At 55.8% G+C, this 21,061-nt stretch carries 15 protein-coding genes; 10 read left to right on the forward strand and 5 right to left on the reverse strand.

The features are described 5' to 3' along the window. Window positions 1-139: 139 nt before the first annotated feature. From AB1644_05755 to AB1644_05770, 4 genes are all read right to left on the reverse strand, one after another. The gene (locus AB1644_05755) at window positions 140-712 is read right to left on the reverse strand and encodes a hypothetical protein (GenBank protein ID MEW6050550.1); all 573 of its coding nucleotides are present in this window, start codon (window positions 710-712) and stop codon (window positions 140-142) included. 232 nt (window positions 713-944) lie between these two features. Further along, the gene (locus tag AB1644_05760) at window positions 945-1,718 is read right to left on the reverse strand and encodes a succinate dehydrogenase/fumarate reductase iron-sulfur subunit (GenBank protein ID MEW6050551.1); all 774 of its coding nucleotides are present in this window, start codon (window positions 1,716-1,718) and stop codon (window positions 945-947) included. Next, the gene (locus AB1644_05765; GenBank protein ID MEW6050552.1) at window positions 1,718-3,631 is read right to left on the reverse strand and encodes a fumarate reductase/succinate dehydrogenase flavoprotein subunit; all 1,914 of its coding nucleotides are present in this window, start codon (window positions 3,629-3,631) and stop codon (window positions 1,718-1,720) included. The genes AB1644_05760 and AB1644_05765 overlap by 1 nt, the downstream gene beginning before the upstream one ends. 4 nt (window positions 3,632-3,635) lie before the next feature. Further along, the gene (locus tag AB1644_05770) at window positions 3,636-4,355 is read right to left on the reverse strand and encodes a succinate dehydrogenase cytochrome b subunit (protein MEW6050553.1); all 720 of its coding nucleotides are present in this window, start codon (window positions 4,353-4,355) and stop codon (window positions 3,636-3,638) included. Window positions 4,356-4,602: 247 nt separating this feature from the next. Between AB1644_05770 and AB1644_05775 the strand changes: the two genes are divergently transcribed. From AB1644_05775 to AB1644_05795, 5 genes are all read left to right on the forward strand, one after another. Beyond that, window positions 4,603-5,283 (forward strand): hypothetical protein, encoded by a 681-nt coding sequence (locus AB1644_05775; protein ID MEW6050554.1) that lies wholly within the window; start codon window positions 4,603-4,605, stop codon window positions 5,281-5,283. Between the two features lie 58 nt (window positions 5,284-5,341). Continuing rightward, entirely contained in the window at window positions 5,342-6,181 is an 840-nt protein-coding gene (locus AB1644_05780) for a hypothetical protein (GenBank protein MEW6050555.1), read from the forward strand. 166 nt (window positions 6,182-6,347) lie between these two features. Next, window positions 6,348-7,544, forward strand: a complete 1,197-nt coding sequence (locus AB1644_05785; GenBank protein ID MEW6050556.1) for a succinate--CoA ligase subunit beta — start codon at window positions 6,348-6,350, stop codon at window positions 7,542-7,544. Further along, window positions 7,544-8,410, forward strand: a complete 867-nt coding sequence (gene sucD / locus AB1644_05790; GenBank protein ID MEW6050557.1) for a succinate--CoA ligase subunit alpha — start codon at window positions 7,544-7,546, stop codon at window positions 8,408-8,410. Before AB1644_05785 ends, sucD begins: the two co-directional genes overlap by 1 nt. 753 nt (window positions 8,411-9,163) lie before the next feature. Next, window positions 9,164-9,943, forward strand: coding sequence for a hypothetical protein (locus AB1644_05795; protein ID MEW6050558.1), 780 nt, complete (start codon window positions 9,164-9,166; stop codon window positions 9,941-9,943). A gap of 214 nt (window positions 9,944-10,157) precedes the next feature. On the opposite strand, the gene AB1644_05800 is transcribed toward AB1644_05795, so the two are convergent. Then, window positions 10,158-10,355 carry a hypothetical protein gene (locus tag AB1644_05800; protein ID MEW6050559.1) on the reverse strand — a complete coding sequence of 66 codons (198 nt, stop codon included), beginning with the start codon at window positions 10,353-10,355 and terminating at the stop codon, window positions 10,158-10,160. A 465-nt stretch (window positions 10,356-10,820) separates the two neighbouring features. Here AB1644_05800 and AB1644_05805 point away from each other — a divergent pair, with 465 nt between their 5' ends. The 5 genes from AB1644_05805 to AB1644_05825 all read left to right on the forward strand — a co-directional run bounded on the left by AB1644_05805 (window position 10,821) and on the right by AB1644_05825 (window position 21,049). Further along, window positions 10,821-11,864 (forward strand): asparaginase, encoded by a 1,044-nt coding sequence (locus AB1644_05805; GenBank protein MEW6050560.1) that lies wholly within the window; start codon window positions 10,821-10,823, stop codon window positions 11,862-11,864. A 268-nt stretch (window positions 11,865-12,132) separates the two neighbouring features. Continuing rightward, window positions 12,133-13,533: a tryptophanase gene (locus AB1644_05810; GenBank protein ID MEW6050561.1), complete on the forward strand. Its 1,401-nt coding sequence runs from the start codon at window positions 12,133-12,135 to the stop codon at window positions 13,531-13,533. 14 nt (window positions 13,534-13,547) lie between these two features. Further along, window positions 13,548-14,141: a hypothetical protein gene (locus AB1644_05815; GenBank protein ID MEW6050562.1), complete on the forward strand. Its 594-nt coding sequence runs from the start codon at window positions 13,548-13,550 to the stop codon at window positions 14,139-14,141. A gap of 490 nt (window positions 14,142-14,631) precedes the next feature. Next, window positions 14,632-18,420, forward strand: coding sequence for a type IX secretion system sortase PorU (gene porU, locus AB1644_05820; GenBank protein MEW6050563.1), 3,789 nt, complete (start codon window positions 14,632-14,634; stop codon window positions 18,418-18,420). A 19-nt stretch (window positions 18,421-18,439) separates the two neighbouring features. Further along, the gene (locus AB1644_05825) at window positions 18,440-21,049 is read left to right on the forward strand and encodes a PorV/PorQ family protein (protein ID MEW6050564.1); all 2,610 of its coding nucleotides are present in this window, start codon (window positions 18,440-18,442) and stop codon (window positions 21,047-21,049) included. The last annotated feature ends 12 nt before the right edge of the window (window positions 21,050-21,061 follow it).

A 21,061-nucleotide genomic window follows, 5' to 3' on the forward strand; every position in this document is an offset into this window, starting at 1 on the left:
CTTTTCGTGGCTCCAGTGGCAGCGACGTATCCTCGTGCGTTGGGAATACTACACCGCTAATTTCCTGGGCTTTGTACAACTCGCCTGTACCCTCATCCTGCTAAAGCAATTTTGAGATAGGTTCTAGACAAACGGCCCGCTACCGCCTCCCCAGCGTCCCTCTCTTCAACGCCCGGAAATCCTGAATGCAGGCCAGATATATCTCCTCCGTCTTCGGACGAAGAGCATTTGGATCGATAACGAGTTCAAAGATGATCAGCTCAGTCTTACCGTCGAAATATGAGAGCATCACGTTCGGAATGAACCGTTGCTTACTGTCCAGATAGAAGGCTGTGATGGCTTCACCGCTTCCGGCAAAAACCGAATCCACGGGCCGAATCAATATATCGGCACCGTAATGTTTCCGTATAGAGAGCGTGTCCTGAACCAGCACGCTGTCAAAATCGATCCCGCGAATCTTGTAGATATTCACCCCGATCATCATCATAGCCGAGCTGTAGTCATCCACTTTCGGCACGAAAGCAAACGAGTACCCGTCTCCCGCGGCCTCGTCGGTGACCATCCGGAACCCCTTTGGAGCGGGGAAGACATATCGAAGCGATTCTCCCTCGTAATATGCTGTGTTGCTGTCCAGAACGACGCCGTTGTCTTGCGCAGCCAGACCAGCAGCAAGACAGAGGGATGTGACTATGGAAAGAGAAACAAGTCTCATTATCTCTATATCGGAAGAGGGGGCGAACAGCTTGAACCGGTTAGTAAGGCACTAATAACGGACCCTCACCCTAACCCACAGAGTGGGGGAGGGGAATGAACTGGGCTTGTGAACGGCACACGTCCTCGTGTGCCGGAAGTCGGCAGACCGGGAGGTCTGCCGTTTATGGATGAACCGCAAAAAACAAAAGGCCCCTCTTGCGAAGGGCCTTTGTCAAGAACACAGATTAATCTCACCCCGCGCCGCCGGCACGTCGCTTGGCTTCCCCCTTGGCCAAGGCGTGTCCGAACTCGCGGTTCATCTTGGCGATCATCGAAACGCTTATCCCCTTCGGGCAAACCGCCTCGCACTCATACTGATTGGTGCAGCCGCCAAATCCCTCAGCATCCATCTGCGCCACCATCGCGCGGACCCGTCGCTCCCGTTCCACTTGTCCCTGCGGCAAATAAGCGAACTGCGATACCTTCGCCGCCACGAACAGCATGGCGGAGGCGTTTTTGCACGCCGCCACGCAGGCGCCGCAGCCGATACAGGCCGCCGCGTCCATAGCGCTTTCGGCATCGTCTTTGGGGATCGGGATGGCGTTGCCGTCCGGGGCGCCGCCGGCGTTGACCGACACGAATCCACCTGCCTGCATGATCCGGTCGAACGCCGAGCGGTCCACTACCAGGTCTTTAACAATCGGGAATGCCTTGGCGCGCCACGGCTCGACATAGATATGGTCCCCGTCTTTGAAATAGCGCATGTGCAACTGGCAGACGGTGGTCTGTTTCTGATGACCGTGCGGGATACCGTCAATCACCAACGAACACATGCCACAGATTCCCTCGCGGCAGTCGTGATCGAAATGGATCGGGTCGGTCCCCTTGGCGATCAATTCTTCATTGACCACGTCGAGCATTTCGAGGAACGACATATGATGATTGATATCGCGGGCCTGATAGATTTCCATACGGCCCTTGTCGGAGGCGTTCTTCTGACGCCACACGTGCAGTGTCAGATTCATTATTTGTAACTCCTTTGGGCCAGTTGAATGGTCTCGAACGTCAGTTGCTCCTTATGCATCACAGGCGATTTCCCTTCCCCCTGGTATTCCCAGCAGGAGACATGGCAGAAATTGGCGTCGTCACGGAGGGCTTCCCCTTCCGGCGTTTGGCTCTCCTCGCGGAAATGCCCGCCGCAGGACTCGGCCCGTTCCAGCGCATCCAGACACATCAGTTCGCCGAACTCCAGAAAGTCCGCCAGCCGGCCAGCCTTCTCCAACGACTGATTCAATTCCTCGCCAGTTCCAAGCACCGTGACGTTTTTCCAAAACTCATCGCGAATCTCCGGAATTCGTTTCAGTGCCTTGCGAAGGCCGGCGTCATTGCGCGCCATCCCGCAAAACTCCCACATCGCCAGCCCGAGCTCCCGATGAATCGAATCCACCGAGCGCTTCCCTTTGATCGACAGGAGTTTTTTCGTTCGCTCAGCTACTTCGGTTTCAACCTTCTTGAACTCCGGATGATCCGCTTTCACTTTCACCTTGCCGTGCTGCGCGAGATAATCGGCGATCGTGTACGGCAAGATAAAATAACCGTCGGCCAAACCCTGCATGAGCGCGCTGGCCCCCAGACGGTTCGCGCCGTGGTCGGAGAAATTCGCCTCGCCAATCACATGAAGACCCGGAATGTTGGACATCAGATTGTAATCCACCCAGAGCCCGCCCATCGTGTAGTGCGGAGCGGGGTAGATGCGCATCGGGACCTCGTATGGATTCTCACCGGTAATCCGCTCATACATTTCGAACAGATTTCCATATCGCTCCTCGATCGTGCTCTTGCCGAGCCGCCCGATCGAGTCGGAAAAGTCGAGATATACACCTTTGCCGGTCTCGCCGACTCCGTGCCCTTTGTCGCAAAGATCCTTTGCAGCACGTGATGATATATCACGGGGCGCCAGATTGCCGTAGGTCGGATATTTCCGCTCCAGATAGTAATCCCGTTCATTTTCGGGTATCTGATTGGCCGGCCGCTTGTCGCCTGCTGTCTTCGGCACCCAGATACGACCGTCGTTGCGAAGCGATTCGGACATAAGAGTCAATTTCGATTGGTAATCGCCGCTCACTGGAATGCACGTAGGGTGGATCTGCGTATAGCAAGGGTTGGCCATCAGAGCGCCGCGTTTGTAGGCGCGCCAGATCGCCGTGACATTGCACCCCTTCGCGTTGGTCGACAGATAGAATACGTTACTATACCCGCCGGTGCCAAGCACAACGGCGTCCGCAGCATGCGAGCTAATCCGGCCGCTGATCATGTCGCGAACGACAATCCCCTTGGCGTGACCGTCAACCACCACCAGGTCCAGCATCTCCGAGCGGTTGTACATTTTGACCTGACCGCGTCCGATCTGTCGAGACAGCGCCGAATATGCTCCCAGGAGCAATTGCTGGCCGGTTTGACCGCGCGCATAAAACGTCCGCGAGACCAGTGCTCCGCCGAATGATCGATTGTCCAGAAGCCCCCCGTACTCGCGCGCGAACGGCACCCCCTGCGCCACGCACTGGTCGATAATGGAATTGGACACCTGCGCGAGTCGGTACACGTTCCCTTCTCGTGCCCGGAAATCTCCTCCTTTTACCGTATCGTAGAACAACCGATAGATGCTGTCGCCGTCGTTCGGATAGTTCTTTGCCGCGTTGATGCCCCCTTGCGCGGCAATACTGTGTGCCCGCCGCGGTGAATCCTGAAAACAGAAACACGATACGTTATAGCCAAGCTCGGCCAGCGATGCCGCCGCCGATGCCCCGGCTAATCCACTCCCCACCACGATTATCTCATACTTCCGTTTATTGGCCGGATTGATGAGCTTCATCTCATAACGATGCTTATCCCATTTCTCGGCCAACGGTCCTGACGGAACTTTGGAGTTCAATTGCATATCCTCACACCTCCCCCGGAAGTTTCACCACACCGGCGAGTACGGCGATTGGTACCGAGATATACCCCAGGAATATCAGAGTCGACACCGCCATGCTAATCCGCTCCAGCGGCGTTTTCACCCGCTCATTGCACCAGCCAATTGTCTGGAACATGCTGGCGATTCCGTGGCTGAGGTGATAGCAGAGGAGTCCAACCGCCACAATGTAGAACCCGGAGATATAGAGATTCCTGAATCCCAATATCACCATCGAATAAACATCGTACCGCCCGAGCGAATCCACCAGATCGGCGAAGCGCGGATCGGTCGTTCGGACCGTGAAATGCAGGAGGTGATAGACGACAAATGTCCCGATCAACAAACCGGTCCAGATCATCGTGCGCGAAGCCAACGATGCCTGCACGGTGTCCCGTTTGCGATAGCCGACCGGTCGCGCCGACCAGTTCTCCAGTTTGAGCTGGATCCCCATCCAAATGTGGATCACGATGCAGGCCAGCAAGAATAGCCGTATCAGCCAAAGCATCGCGCCCAGCGAGTGAAGCGCCTCGGCGTAGGCGTTCAGACGGTCCTGGCCGACAAAAATCTGAAGGTTCCCAGCCATGTGTCCCACCACGTACCCAAACGACACAAATCCGGTCACCGCCATCAGGATTTTTTTGCCGACCGACGATGTTATGAGAATGCCGGGAAGTGAGCGCGCCCGGCTCGTAACCGCAGTACTCATTGGTGTCCCTTTCGCATTGGAGCCTCGAAAATAGGCCGTGCGACAGACCGAGTCAAACGAAAAATGGGTTGGTCTATCCGGTCTATGTTTCTGTCTATCAAACAACTCCGCCTGGCCTGCGCTATCCCTCTGCAAACGCAAAGACATAAAGTATTTGACAACGCGGTCGAATCATCCTATGGTAACATTTGCATACTGTTGTGTATAAGAATTCACGATAGCACTCGATAGAGACTGGAGAGCAATCATGTCAAAACGAGTTTTGTTGGGTATTTTGTCGTCACTGGTCGTCGTCGCCATCGCCTTCATGGCATTGGCCGGCGATCAACCCCAGACTCCCCCCAAATCGCCCGCAAAGGGAGCGGAAAAATCGATTGGCGCCACGGAGAGTATGGGCAAGGCCACCTTGGGTCCGATCGACAAGGGATCAGAGATTTCGGTAAAGATCTCCGGGCCGGGGGCGGTCGATGCCAGCACAATCAAGGTCGGAGAGAAAGTGTCGATTGACCTGTACTTTAGCAACAGCAAACCGCGGAAGGCGTTTACGACCGGTTTCAAGCTCAGCTCACCTGATATCAAAACGCTCGAGCATCCGGCCGATCCGGGCATGGGTGTGAATGAGACAGGCGATATCAAAGGTCACAACGGCTGGAACGACAACTCGGTGTGGGATCTCAAAGGCCTGCTCGTGAACAAAGGGGACTGGGATGGCACGCTGCCGGACTATGTGGGTATCGGCGGTGTGGCGGTGAAACAGCGTTTCCAGCCGCAAGCGTCCACCAAACAGGTTTCGTTCGACCTCGTAGTTCCGGAGGCGGGCACATTGGTTGTCGATTCCGTATTTTTCCCGCCGGGCGGATACTGGAAATTTTCCGACAACGACAGACCGGCCTGGGGCGGTCCTTATACATTCAAGGTCGTGAAGTAAGGCGATCGCAAAATCAAACCCGCCTTCGGGCGGGTTTTTTTGTGGGTGATCGTGCGATATGAAACCGGAAGAATCGATAATTGTTCAGAGCTGTAGATCTCTTCGATGGTCGCTGGTTGTCGCTTATGTGCTTACGGCAACTTCCGCCTATTCAGACTCTACCGATATCAAACTTATCGCCAAAGACGCCGCCGGAGCGGACTCCTCCCGCTTCATTGTCCGCATTGAACGTGTGGATATCGTCAATCGAAGAATCAATGATACTCTCGACATCACCCTCGAAAGCTTCGACACTCCGGTAGCCGGTTTCGATTTCAAGATCGCCGGGAATGACCCCAGCGTCGATATCGTGTCGGTTCTGCCGGGCATCGTCTATGACTCCTGCCAGTGGGATTACTTCTCCGCCAAACGGATCAACACCTTCGACAAAGCCGGCTGGCCGTTGGTGCTCTGGCATGTGGTCGGCCTGGCCCGCGCCATGCCGGGCGCTTCCAAGCCGATCTGCTTTGGGTTCGACCGCGAAGCACCGATCATCAGGCTCGTTGTCTCGAACGAACATGTGTTGCAAATGCCCGAGACCGAGACCGCCATTTTCTTCTTCTGGGAGAAATGCACCGACAACGTCGTCTCCGGGATGTCCGGCACCAAACTCTCCGTTTCAAACAACGTGCTCGATTACTTTCCGGTCGATTTGCCGTCCCCGGAGAATCTGTTTCCCACCCGCAAAGGGACACCGTCCCAATGTATAAACCTCAGCCGCCCCAACCACCCGCTTCGCCAGATTGAGTTCCACAACGGCGGCCTCTCTTTCAAATATCAATCTCTCCATCAGCTGAAAGACTCTGTTTCCACTCCAGTCACCCGCGATAGCACCGGAGACACCGCGTCATCAAAATAGGCGCACCGCTCGACATTCCGGTCAAATCTCCCGCAACTTACCATCCGTCAACAGTATAGGCGTCCCGATTCCGTTTGACTTTGGGGTCGGTTTCCCTACATTGTCCCAACCTATGATGACAACAAAAACGCGCACGTATTCCAGCACGCCGAAGAGGTAATAACGCATGAGACTATACGAATTCGAAGGCAAAGAGCTATTCAAGAAATTCAAAATACCCGTTTCCGATAGCCGCTTGGCGAAAACCACCGACGAGGTTTTCATCGCCGTCAATGATCTGAACTGCCCGGTGGTGCTCAAATCGCAGGTGCTAATCGGCGGACGCGGCAAAGCGGGCGGCATCAAACTGGCCGATACACCCGACCAGGCCAAGACGCTCGCCAAAGAGCTGTTCGCCCTGAAAATCAAAGGATATCCCGTCGAAGAGATTCTGATCGAGCCCAAACTCGCCATCAAGAAAGAATTCTACATCGGCGTCACGATCGACCGCACCAACTACAAGCTGGTGATTATTGCTTCCGGTGAAGGAGGGGTCGATATCGAGGAAACCGCCGCCAAACACCCGGAGAAAATCATCAAGAAATCCCTCTCGGTCGAAGAACCCTTCTACGGTTTCGATGCCCTCGCTATGGCCAAGCAGATCGGCATCCCGACCGAGTTGATCAAGTCAGGCGCCGAGATTATTGTCGGCCTTTACAACATGTTCAAGAAATACGATGCCAAGCTGGTCGAGATAAATCCGCTCGTACTCACCGCCGACAGCAAACTAATTGCCGCCGACAGCCGGGTCTCTCTCGATGATGATGCCCTGTTCCGTCACGCCGAATTGAAGGGGATGGGGATCGAGAAACGCCATGAAGAAGGGGAGATGACCCCTCGCGAAAGCCAGGCCACCGAGTGGGGAATCCCGTATCTGGATCTCGATGGCGATATCGGCATGTTCCCCGGCGGTGCCGGTTTCGGCATCATGGGTAACGACTTCATTCATTATTACGGCGGCAAGCCGGCCAATTTTATGGATTCCGGCGGCGGCCCCACACCCGAGCGACTCGCTCAAATGCTGGTGCTGCTTGATGACAACCCGCAGGTGAAAGCGATCTTCGGCGCCCGGTTCGGCGGCATATCCCGTTGTGATGATTTCGCCAAAGGCGTGGTGATCTTCCTCAAGAATCACGGTCTCTCCAAACCGATGGTCCTCCGTATGACCGGCAACATGTGGCAGGAGGGAGTCCGCATTTTCGAAGAGGCCAAGAAAGAAAGCCCCAAGCTGTTCGAGAAAATCGAATTCCACGGCATCGAAACCCCCATCGAAGAGATTTCCAAACGCGCGGTCGAGCTGGCGGCGAGGGAGAGAGGCAACTAATGGCTATCCTGGTTGACAAAAGAAGTAACGTCATGGTGCAGGGGATCACCGGCGGCGCCGGCAAATTCCACACCGAACGAATGATCGCCTACGGCACGCATATCGTCGGCGGCACCTCACCCGGCAAAGGGGGCGCCACTGTTTCCGGCAAACCGGTGTTCGATACTGTTGCCGAATGTGTCAAACAAACCGGCGCCGATGTCTCCGTCGTATTCCTTCCCGCGCCCGCCGTCAAAGAAGCCGCCATCGAAGCTATCCGCGCCGGGATCAAGTTCCTTGTTGTCGTGCCGGAGCATATTCCAATTCACGACATGCTCTATGTCCGCGAGGAAGCAGTTCGCCACGGTGCAACCGTAATCGGTGGCAACACCGCCGGCATCATCACCCCCGGAGAGGCCAACCTTGGCATAATGCCGGAGATCGCGTTCTCACCCGGTCGTGTCGGCACGGTCTCCCGCTCCGGCTCCATCACGTACTATGTCGCCGACACGCTGACTCGCACCGGCTACGGTCAAACCACCTGCGTTGGTCTTGGCGGTGACCCGGTGCTCGGCTCAACATTCGATGAAATCCTCTGGAAATTCGAGCAGGACGAAAAGACAAAAGCCGTCGTAATGTGCGGCGAGATCGGCGGCGTGTACGAAGAGCGCGCCACGAGTGTAATCCCCAAAATGAAAACACCGGTACTGGCGATGATCGGCGGCATTTTCGCGCCTCCCGGCAAACGGATGGGTCACGCCGGCGCGATTGTCGAAGGCACCATGGGCACCGCCAAAGAAAAACTCGACTTGCTCGCCGCCTCCGGCGCCCACCCCTGCAAGACGTTTCGGGATATCCCGGAGGTGCTGAAGAAGCTGGGGGTGTGAAGGGGTATTCGACTGGGTTCAGAAAATGATTAAGTGGTGTCAAAGGACATGGTTTGCGTGGAGGGTAAGGCGGTTTGCTAACGAGGGAAGGCGCCTACAACAAGGCGGTGCGGGATCGCAAGGGCTCAAGATATGGCGCACAAATGCAGAGTCATTTTTGCGGCAAGTTTTTGGTGACAATCATGCGTGGACCAACAAATTCGTGGGCATAGATTTTTCGCCCCAGGCTCCAAATTTCACAGGCGGCGACGGGCCAAGCCCGAGTGCTGAACGGATCTTCGCTGTTCGCAGTCAGTGGGAGAAGGAGCAACGGGGGAAGGCTCTGGAAAAGGCGCTTTGCTTGCTCGCGAAGATTGCTCAAGAAGTTCAAGACACCGATGTTCTGAGTCCTGATGCAGGCCCGGCGAAGATTATCCGATCCTTCCTGGTTACAGTAGTAAGTGGTGTCATAGTAGGTTTTCTAATATTGGTTTTTAGCTATTTCTATTGTAAGCCTAACAATGAACCGTCGAATACGGATATACAGACAAATGCTGTAGAATGCCCAGAGTACGGGATGTGCGCCTGGTGCGCGGCGCCGACTCGGCGCTCCAGTCAATTAGGTCATGCGTCTGGGGAAGTACACATTTCTGAAAGCGACGCATAAGGCGGGTTGTAAACACGCTTCCGTTACGCATTGGATAAAGTTGTTCCATACGAACTGGGCATGTTAATGGAAACGAGAGCGTTTGTTAGCCGCGAGGAAGTTTTGTTATGAGTGGGTGCCTTCCATGGATCGCGATAGTAGTAGTTGCCCTTGCAGGAGGGGCAATTGGGGGAGTACTTGGATTCATAGTTGGAGGAGTCGTGGGTTATGTAGGTATGGTCGGGTTGGGCGTTCTTGGAGTGAAAGTCTCTGGCGGCCTGCTTCCGCGCCGAGAGCGCCGAGACACCGCTCTGAGTTTTTATGACTACGACCGCGAGTTCATTGAATCCCACATACCACCTCCTTGGAGAGGAAGGTCTATCGCGTACATCGAATTCCTACTCGAGAAAATCGTGAAGCGTGCGGCTCTTGTGGGGCCTTCCTCCTCATCAGGTCTAACTTGGTGGGAAGTTGCCGCTGCGTATGAAATAGAATCTCAGAACGCGTACTCCGCGCAGGAAAGGGAGTTGCTGGAACGTCTCTGGCGGTTCCTTCAAAAGGAGTGGTACGGCGGCGTTTCCAAAGCTTCTGATGTCTGTAAGTCATCGTTTTCGAGAGTGCATAGCGAATATTCGGATGAAGTGCAAGAGTTCTATCGAGTTAATCATAGATATGTCGACCGACATCTCATCTCGGAATGGAAGGATCGACCCGTTGCCTATTTGGAACACCTTTTTGGCCGGATAATGCAGAGCACGTCCATTGTCGGTCCGGCCTCGGCGAAAGGTCTAACAGATTCCAAGCTTGTAGGTGCCGTTGAAATCGAGATTGACCGCGCCACCTCGCACTACGAGAAGGAAATGATAAATCGAATCGGGGAATTCCTTAGAAAGAAGTGGTTCACCTGATAGCCTGCAGTTGATGGCGAGTATGGCGAATGAATGAGGTTCTTATGTCGTTGTAGGTCGGTGTTTCGAGCGGACCGGGTGGCCCACCGCTCTGCGGTGGGTTTCAGACACGCCCGCCATCGCCCGGCTTGGGTGGGGGGCCGCATGGCAGACTTTCAGCTTCGATTCGAGCAACATCCGACCAACCAGACTCCTTCGGTCGGCCGGTCGATCACTATCGGGGTTCGACGCAGTCGATCGACGGGTCATAGGTGCAGGTCTCCACACCTTTGACCTTACAACAGCGATACCCGTTCAGGCCGTCGCAGACAATCCGGCAGGGCGGTGCCGCCTGAGTGTCCGCTGTGAACGCACCGATCAAAAACGACGCCGCAAAAAGCAGGACCATGATCACGAGAAATGATTTACGCATCGTTCGCTCCTTCCATGCGCGACCGCGACTCGCGCCGGTGACGGTTACTTGGTAGTGACCACTCGGCCACCCCACCCGTGATGAAAATAGAGCAATTTCATCCGCGTTCGCAAGTCAAATGTTGTCTGTTCGCAATGATCGGTATTGTCCGTTCCGGCAGTTCTTGCTCGCCTGAGACCATTCGGTCAGTGGCGATTTGCACAAGAGGCTTTCGTGTCGAGGGCGAGTGTGAACTGCCGGTCCTGATGCCGCCCCCCCCAAGGTCGGTCGGGTCACACGGCCGCTCTTCGACGAGATCACTTCGTATGATCGTCGCACTGAGCGGAGTCGAAGTCCGACGGTATCACGACTGACGGCCGCAAGACCCAACCGAACGACTGGTGACGGTCGGGTGAGGACTTTCGTCGACGCTGCCGGTCGAGTTTTATCCCCATCTATTGTCAGAATCCATTACCTTGGAAGCGAATGAACGACAACAAGAATACAGCCACACCCTTCGTCCCCGCGCTCGCCGCCCGCGTATTCCGGGGGGACGCCGTCGAGGCGATCCATTACGCCACCATCGCTATTGTCAACGCCGAAGGTAAGCTGACTCATTATCTCGGCGACCCGTTCCAGCCGTTCATGACCCGGTCCTCAATCAAGCCGTTCCAGCTTGCGCCGCTCATCACCACTGGCGCGGCGGATCACTATAAGTTCTCCAATGAGCAACTCGCCATCATGGCCGGCTCCCACTCCGGGACCGATGCGCACCGCGTGGTGGTCATGTCCAATCTGCAGAAAGCCGGCAACAAACCGGAGATGCTTCAGTGCGGCGCTCATCCTCCAATCTTCATGCAACAGGAAAACATTTACCCGCGCAATGATGAAGACAAAGACCCGGTCCGCCATAACTGCTCCGGCAAGCACTCCGGCTTTCTCGCGCTGGCCAGATTCATGGGCGTGGACGTGTCTGAGTATCTGAATCCGGAAAGCAAATCCCAAAAGCTGGTCAAGAAGACTCTTGCCGAGATCTGTGAGTACCCCGAAGACAAAATGACCGTCGGTATCGATGGTTGCAGCGCGCCCAACTTTTCGCTCCCCATGAACAACCTGGCGCTCGGATTCAGGAAGCTGGCGCACCCAAACGGCTGCGGCACAGATATCCGCAAGGCGCTCGACCGCATCCGCAACGCCATGCAAGAGCATCCGTTCATGTTTTCCGGCGACAAGCGCCCCGACTTGGTGCTGATGTACTCGTTCCCGCACCGGATAGTGTGCAAGGGGGGCGCCGAAGCGGTTCAGGCCATCGGTTTCTCCGACCCTCCGCTCGGAATCGCCATCAAGATCCATGACGGCAACGCCCGTGCCTTGATGGCGATCTGTGTCGAGGTTCTGAAGCAGTTGGGAATAGTTGCCAATATGGACGATTTTGAGTATCTTATAAAATATGAACAGCCGGAGGTGCGGAACAACCGTGGCCTCCTGACCGGTTATATAAAGACCGATTTCGTGTTGAAGAAGGCGTGATAGATCGTATGTGGCGCGACCGAGCGACAAAGAATCACCTCGGGCTAACCTACCATCGGCGGCGTATCAAAGCCGTCACCTGAGATCTCTTCCATTGTATAAGGGCAATGAACGCCCGAAATCCTGGTCCCACTCTTTCAAAGAGAGAGGCAATGAAGTTACGGTAGCTATTCCCTCTCCCTCCGGGAGAGGGTAGGGTGAGGGACAGGAGAAAGTTCGTGTCGGGCACAGAGGCTCGACCGGACCAACCGCACGAAGGGAGACTAAAATGAAAAACCGTCGCCAGCCGGCGGAACCGTACCGCATAAAATCAGTCGAGCCGATCCGGCTGCTCGACCGCGCCGAACGTGAACAACGGATTCGCGCCGCGCATTACAACCTGTTCAAGATCGACTCAGCCGATATTTACATTGATCTGCTTACCGATTCCGGCACCGGTGCCATGTCCAACCGGCAATGGGCGGCGCTGATGATGGGGGATGAATCATACGCGGGCGCAATCTCGTTCCGCCATTTCGAGAAAACGGTTCAATCGATCTTTCACAAAAAGAGAATCATCCCGTGCCACCAGGGCAGAGTGGCGGAGAATCTCGTTTTCAGCACGATTCTCAAGAAGGGGCAGTTCGTACTGAACAATACGCATTTCGATACCACCAGGGGAAATGTCCTGCATAAAGGAGGCATTCCCATCGATCTGCCATGCCCGCAATCGCGGTCGAACGACCCGCTCCCGTTCAAAGGCAACATGGACACCGCCAAACTCGAGGAGTTTATTAAAGAGCATGGCTCTCAGACTATCGCCATGGTGATCATGACCGTCACCAACAACTCCTCAGGCGGTCAGCCGGTTTCGATGGCCAATATCCATGAGACTGCCGAAATCTGCCACCGCTATCATCTGCCGTTCTTCTACGATGCGGCCCGGTTCGCTGAAAACTGCTACTTCATTAAACGCGATGAGCCCGGCTATCACGACAAGTCGATTCGCGAAATCGCCGCTGAGATGTTCGAGCAGTGCGATGGTGTCATGATGTCCGCCAAGAAAGATGGCCTGGCCAACATTGGGGGCTTCATTGCGATCAACGATGAAGACCTCTATCGCCGCATTACTGAGTTAATGATTCTTATAGAAGGGTATGTCACGTACGGCGGCCTGGCGGGGAGGGACCTCGAAGTTCTCGCGGTCGGCCTCGAAGAAGTCATGGATTTCGACTATTTGGATTTCCGGATCGAGCAGGTTCGGTATTTCGGCGATAAAATAAAAGAGGCGGGCCTCCCGATTATCGAGCCGACAGGAGGCCACGCGGTGTTTGTTGATGCCGGCCGCTTTCTGCCGCATATTCCTTCGTCACAGTTCCCCGGGCAGGGGTTGGCCGTTGCGTTCTATGTCGAAGGCGCGGTCCGGGCGGTCGAGATTGGTTCGCTCATGTTCGGCGGGGTCGACCCAGTTACCGGCAAACCGATCTATGCACCACGGGAACTCGTCAGAATGGCGCTTCCGCGGCGGGTCTTCACGAACTCTCACATTGACTATGTTGCTGAAGTAGCCGAGAAGATAGCGTCAAAGAAGGAGAGTATCCCCGGCTACCGGATTACCAAAGAGAGCCAGTTCCTTCGCCATTTCACGTGCGAACTGGCTGCAGTGTCGCCGGTGCATGCCAACGTGTAATGGTCGAAAGCGGTATGCGTTTGAACCTGAGAGCGTTCGTATTGGCGGGACTACTGAGCACACCTCTGCTCTTTACAGCCTGTATCAAAGTGCAGACCGGACCGCCAACGACCGAGGAGGCGCTCGATGCCGCCAGCGTCCGCGGCAAAGAGATTCGGGCGGAGTGGTTCACGCGGTTCCAGTCAGCTACTCCGGAGGACAAAGTCATTCTCTGGCGCATGTTCGTCGATTCCACCGCCGAGTCATATCTGCGCTACGGCTCAACGGTTGCCGATGAGTGGCGCAAAGGCAACGAGGGGCGAAGGGCAGCGATTGCCGATACCGAAATGCAGTCGACAGTGGACCGTTGGATCCTGACCCAGCGTCCCCAGTTGGAGGCCTACGATGATATTGTCGAGTACGGTGTGGACCAGATCAAGCTGACCAATGTGTTCGGAGCTACGATTCTGGACCCGATTCAGCAGCTTCGCGACCAGTATTATCGGGTTTACAGTGCGGTGTTTTTCCCGAAAGGGACGGTGCAGGAGTACTTGCAGCGCCAAACCGAAGTCAGGGGGGAACTGCAGCGGTACAGCTTTGACCTCGAACGTGCCCTCAGTCGACGCTGACCAGCCAAGTCATAACTCCAACCTCATCAAAGTGAAATCCTTTTCAGCCTTTCTGAGCGCTCGAAGCACAGTTTGATGTCGGTAGTAGGGGCAGCTATCGGATACATACTCGCCTAAGAGGATAGGGTCCATTAAGTTACGATGATTCGGGCCGGACCTTCCGATTTTTTGGCCGGATAGTTGCAGAAGAAAGCCCCGGGCGGTTGTGAGCCGCCCTTGACAAAACCGCTGGAACCATATATACTTTCACGGTTTATACCAAGAGGAGACCCGCTTATAGCATTACCGCTAACGATTGTTTGAACCGACACAAAAGGCAAGTGACCGTTAGTTGAAACTACGTTTCGTAGGCGCTATAAGTATATCCGTTCCTCGGGGCGACAAATCCCTTCAATCAGCCACAGGTAGACGGGCCAGAGTTGCGGGCATTACTGCCTTCGCGCTTCTCGCCTTGCCGCTTGTCGTCGCGGCCGCGCCACAGAATGTTCGTGTGGAGAACTCCAGCGATCAAAGCATTAGTTTTGTCGTTCACAACTCAACTGACCTCGGCGGTCTGGTCCGAGCGCAGAACACCGATTCGTCGACGACCTATATCCGCATAATTCAGATTGGCATTCCATTCGGTTCGAGCGTGCGCATACTGCGAGCTGAGGGGCGCATGCTCGAACCGGTGGCCGTTTCGATGTCGAGTGGGGCAACTCGCCTTAGCAACCTTGAGCCGCTGGTCTCGTTGCTCCCGCCACTGACCGTGCGCGGCAGACAAATTGTCACGGTCCGGATCGCACCGATGTACGGCGATGCCGTATATCGGGAAGTTGCAGTCGACCTTGCATTTGAACGACCCGGAGCACTTCCCGAAGGAGTGCCTCAGGTTGACCCGCAGTTCGACCGGATCTTCAAATCGGTCCTTATCAATTATGACCAGTTTCGGAACTGGCCTGTGCCCGAGCGTGATGCGGCCAAACTGGCTCCCTCGGCAGGTCCTTTTACCGCTACAGGTACCTGGTACAAGTTGATCGTCAACCAGACCGGTCTGTGCCGGATCACTGGGAGTCAACTACAGTCCGCCGGCCTGTCGCTTGCGAACCTTAGGTCCGATTCCATCCGCCTGTTTAACGGTGGCGGTCTGCCGGTTGAAATGCGCAATGAACGGCCTCGACCAACGTTCGATGAAATAGCCATCACGGTCGACGACGGCGGCGACGGTCTGTTCGGAATAGGCGATCAGATCACTTTCTTTGCCGAGGGCGCTAATCGTTGGCTGTACTACGCGGATAGTCTGCCTCGCTGGAACAACAACCCCTACGATTCCAAAAACGTCTATTGGCTGGCGACATCGGGCAGCTTCACTGGCGCATCGATCCGCATGGGCAGCATAGACGGGACTCCGACCACAGGCGGCGACCCTACCTACAGCAATTATCGCCGATATCAGCATGTCGAGCAGGATAACCTCCTCCTGGTGGACGGGGACGGACATATCAACAACTACTATCTATGGTACTGGACCGACAGCACCCGGCTCAGTTTCTTTGTCGATGGTACCGGTATACAGGTGGGAGACACGGCGCTTATCACGTTGGATGGGCGTACCGGTTCGCCGTATATGTCGCTGCGGGTTAACTCGACATTAGCCCAGGCGTTCAATCTCAACGGCCTTAACTGTCAGTTCACATCGCAAGCGCTGGTCGACGGGCTCAACAGCATATCTGTTAATCTCTCGCCTAATTCGAGCACATATAAGCCATACTTCAATTTCCTTGAAATGTCATACCGTAGTCGCCTCGAGCCGCAAAATGACCGACTTGACTTTGCCATGCTTGGGTACGATGGCACTGGAAACCTAGCCATTCAGGATAATTTCTCAGCGATACCACTCGTCTTCCTGGTCGATGACCCTCGTCGGCCAATTCAAATTACCGGTGCGACGCATGTGGGCGGCACTCTTACCTTTTCGGCCCAACTGGCCTTAACTGCTGTTAACCGATTCTACGTCGCGACAGCCTCGACCGCGGCGGCACCGTTGTCCATAACGCGTGTTTCGCCGACGGATATGTACGCCGACCTGAGCCAGACCGACCTGTTTGTGATCGCGCCGAGATCGTTGACTGCGGCGATGTCCGACTACGTCGATTACCGCCGCGGTGGCGGACGGTCTGTGAAAACTGTGGCGCTCGAAGATATCTTCGACAATTTCTCTTTCGGATTGACCGACCCGACCGCAGTGCGCGACTATCTCAAATACGCCTATCAGTCGTTCCCTTCGCCCGCTCCTTCGGCGGTCCTCCTGGTAGGAGATGCCAATTTCGATTATCTGGATCGCCTCCGGACCGGCCAGGCAAACCTGATGCCGTCCTATATCAATCCCATCGAGAATGTCTCTCTCGGCAACAGTTACGGTGATGACAACTATGTCTTCTTTGGCGTCTATGGGCTGCTCGACAGCGACACCAGTTATCTTCGCGCCGACCGCGGCTACGACATGATGATCGCCCGCTGGCCGGTCAAGAACGCCGCCGAGATCGGCGTCATGACGCAGAAGATCAAACAATACGAATCCCCTTCCGACCTTGGCTTCTGGCGGGACGACATCACCCTGGTGGCGGATGATGAGTTCGGCAATTTCAATAACGAAACGTTTCACACGACGCAAACTGAGGATCTCTCGCGGGCGCATATCCCCGCACTGCTGACGCGGCAGAAGATCTACCTGTGGGATTATCCGTTCGTCAATCGTTTTAAGCCGGCCGTGAACGATGCCATTGTCAAGGCTATCAACGACGGTACTCTGCTGGTGAATTATGTCGGACACGGCAATCCCGACGTATGGGCTCACGAGCGGGTGTTCACGCGCACCGGGGATCTGCCGCGCCTGCACAACACGCACCTGCCGCTTGTGTTTGCGGCCTCCTGCGCGATCGGATTTTTCGATGATCCCGCCCGCGAGGCGATGGGGGAGGATCTCCTTGGCATGAGCACCGGCGGTGCCATCGGTGTCATCTCCGCCATGCGGCTGGTCTTTTCGTCGGATAATTCGCAGTTCAATCGTCAGGTGTTCGATCTTCTTCTATACAATGACTCGCTCACGATCGGGGAGGCAATGTATGGCGCCAAGCTGATCCGCCAGTACGCGGGCGGCTTCCCCAATCCGATTCAAAACGACCGCAGTTACGTCTATTTCGGCGACCCGTACCTTCGACTCGGCCTGCCGCGCCTGAAGGTCGAGTTTACGCAAACGCCGGACAGTCTGATGGCGCTTGGGCGTACGGTTGTGACTGGGCGTGTTGTCGATGCCGGTGGCGGCACAGTGCCTCGTGACGGTCAACTATCGGTCGAAGTATTCGATTCTGACCGCACGAAGGTGCATCGGCTCTTGAATTCAAACGGCAGCGTTCAGCAGGAGGTAAGCTACTCGCTGACCGGCCCGACCATCTTCCGCGGCACTGCCTCGATACAAGCGGGCCAGTTCCAGTTTGCATTCATGTCGCCGCTTGATATCGGCTATGGCGGCGTCGGCGCCCGCATCACCGTCTACGGTGTGCTTGATTCCATCGATGCCGCCGGTCTGGTTGATTCCCTGCCCGTCGCATCGACTATCGCAACAACCACGGACTCAACCGGCCCGACGATCCGCTACACTGTGGGCACACGTGCAAATCTGGTTGATGGGACCGAAGTCACTCCCGATGAGCATCTGAAGATAACACTAAGCGATTCCTCCGGTATCAATCTGTCCGGGGCACTTGGTCACGGCATAACGCTGGAGATCGATAATCGCCCGGAGAATGCCGTGAACGTCACGGATCTGTTTTCTTTTGATATTGGTGATTACGTGACAGGATCGCTGGATTATGGTCTGGCCGATCTGGCCGCGGGGGAGCACAGCTTCAAACTGAAAGCTTGGGATAACGCCAATAATTCGTCGACCGCAGAATTCTCGCTCAAAGTTGTCTCGACCTCAACTCTCGCCATACAAGAGCTACTGAACGTACCGAACCCGATGAGAGAGAGGACGACCTTCTATTTTGAGCTGACCCGGCCGGTACGCCAGTTCGACCTGGACATTTTTACGCTCTCCGGGCGGAAAATCCGGACCTATTCGGCTTATGACCTGGGTGCCGATAATTATCCTAACGGTCAGACAACCTTTGACTGGGATGGCCGTGACGCCGATGGTGATCGGGTCGCGACCGGAGTATACATATATAGGGCAACGGCCATGCCGCTGCAGGACGGTGACACCGTCGAATCATTCGGAAAAGTAGTAGTTGTGAACTAATATGACCGGGAGACACTTCATGAGAGTCAAACTCGCCGTACTCATCTCCGTAGCTTTCCTCCTCGTACTGGGAACCGCCGCCGAGAGTTTCGCCAACATCTCGCAGGCCGCCGCGCTGTTCCTTCGCATTTCCTCCAGCGCCCGTGCTGCCGGTATGGGAGATGCCTTCGTGGCGGTAGCCGATGATGCCACGGCTGTCCACTGGAATCCGGCCGGCTTGGGTGCCTATCCGCTGGCTGATACCTGGATCGAGATGGGGATCCGTTCGGACCTCCGTCCGTTAAAGGGTGTCGCAGTTCTCAAGACCCGAGGCGGCGGCAACTATCAGGCATACGACGTCTGGGCGATTACGTCCAAAGGGCTGTATCGTTTCGACAACAAGCGCTGGCATGAAGGGGAGCTGTTTGAAACCCGGACCGACCAGACAGCCGAGAAGATAGTCTCTCAGTACTTCAATGTAACGGATCAGGACAAGCTGAATGTCATGATCGATAAAGTGGCACGCGCGAACAACAAGGGATCTTACGAGAGCTTGGTCGAGTTGCGCGATAAAGTGCTGGCCGCTGCGCCTTCCGACTACAGCGGCATGGCCGCACTGCAGTCGGCCATCGATTCGATGCTCACGGCGTATCGGCAGTGTCGCTTGAATTGGGACGAAGTAAGCCAGGCCCAGGAGTTGTTCGCTTCCGGTATGAAGGACAGTTCGCTGAGCGAGCGCGAGATTGACCGAATCAGCTTCGCCTGCGAGCACGCCAAGACTCGCTTCATCCCCGAAGAATTGACGCTCCCTTACGCCACGACTTTTACCGGCGAGCTGACCGCAATCTCATCGACCGGAGAAATGCTGCTGGTTGGCACCACTGATGGACTGGTTAAGTACACCGGCAAGACATGGCAGACGCTCGCTATCGATGCCGGTTTGCCGTCCAACAACATCACCTGCCTGCAGACTGTAGGCAATAGCACTCTCGTCGGCACCGACCAGGGACCGGCCCGTTTCAACGGATTGACAGTGGAGCCGTTTGACTCCACGGCGAATGCACCTGTCGGTATCGTGTCCGCCATCGGCGGCCGGTCCAACGCCGACATTTACGCTGTGGTCGGCAATGACCTGTTTCATTTCGACGGCAAGGCCTGGTCGAACTGGCAGAAATATGCTGCCGTGCTCGACGATACCCCGGACACGATCGCCGATCGGTTCGGTATTTACCGCACGCCCGAGGAGCGAACGGCCTATCTGGCAAAGTTCGCCGCCATGAATCCCGCTAAGCCATCCGGTCCGGATTCCGCCGCCCCAGCGTCGGTGACCTCCTTCACGGCCGGCGACACGTTGAAGGCTCCGTATGTAGCTGAGTTAAAATCGAAAGTAAACGCCATCTATGTCGGTTTAGACAAGTCGCTCTGGCTCGGGACCGAGCATGGCGTCTTCTATTTCGAGCAGAATCGGTGGGTTACTCCCGGGTACAGGACCGATACGCTCAAACAGGATCAGTCTCTGTCTGCCCTCATCGAAAACCGTCAGGCTCGCGACAGTGTCACCGCCAATGCCTATGTAGCGGCCTTGTACGTATTCAATTCCGGGCTCACTGATACGGTAAAGGCAGGAACGGCCGTGACTCTGTACCGCAATCCGACATCCGCGCCGGTGAACAACATCGGCAGCTACGGCAGCCGGCTCTACTTTGCCGGCAGTGATGGCTTGCTCGAGTACGACGGCCAGGAGTGGGGTCGGGCGGACGTCAGAGGTCTCGGCCATGGATCATCCACCGCCACCCTGACTCACAAGAACGAACTCTGGTTTGTCGGCAGCGAGAAGATGGTGCTCAAGGGAGGCGGCCGTCCCGAGATCTCGACCATGTACGTCAAGTGGCTGCCCACTCTTTCGGACGACCTGTACTACACCAACGCCGTCTTCACAATCAATACCCAGAACTGGGGCACGTTTGGGGGCGACATCACCTTCATATCCTACGGCAAGTTTGTCCGCACCGGTTCGACCAGTCCGGAGCCGATTGGAGAATTTGAGTCTTTTGATTTCGCCGTCACCGGTGCTTACGGTACCTCGTTGACCAACCGGCTCAAAGCCGGGCTCGGCGTCAAACTCATTTATTCCAAACTGTCGGACCAGGGGGCGGGTGCCGAACAGGGAAAGGGCTCGGCAACCGGTTTCGGTGTCGATCTCGGGCTTCTGTGGCACACGACCAACCGGATGAATGTGGGTGTGGCCGTGACCAACATCGGACCGAAAATCTCGTACATCGATGCCGCGCAGGCGGACGATCTGCCGCGCAACCTGGCCGTCGGGGTCTCTTACAAGCTCATCCAGTCCGAATACAACCGGTTGATCGTCACGACGGAAGTCAACAAGATGCTGGTTGGCCTGGACGGCAAGATCCAGCGCGAAATAAAAGAGCTTGTCATCAACAGCGGCGCCGAGTTTACTTACGCCAACCTGATCGCAGCACGGGCTGGGTATATTTACGATGATGAAGGCAAGATCAAAGTCTGGACAGTGGGCGCCGGGTTGCACTTATTCGACCGGTTCCGCTTCGATTTCGCCTATATCCCGAGCCAGAAGGACGCGGCTCTGAACAATATCCTGCGCCTGTCGTTCAGCGTCATGCCGTAGTCTTTTCGAAGG

It is taken from the genome of Candidatus Zixiibacteriota bacterium, assembly GCA_040753875.1.
In the GTDB taxonomy this organism is placed as follows: domain Bacteria; phylum Zixibacteria; class MSB-5A5; order GN15; family FEB-12; genus DATKJY01.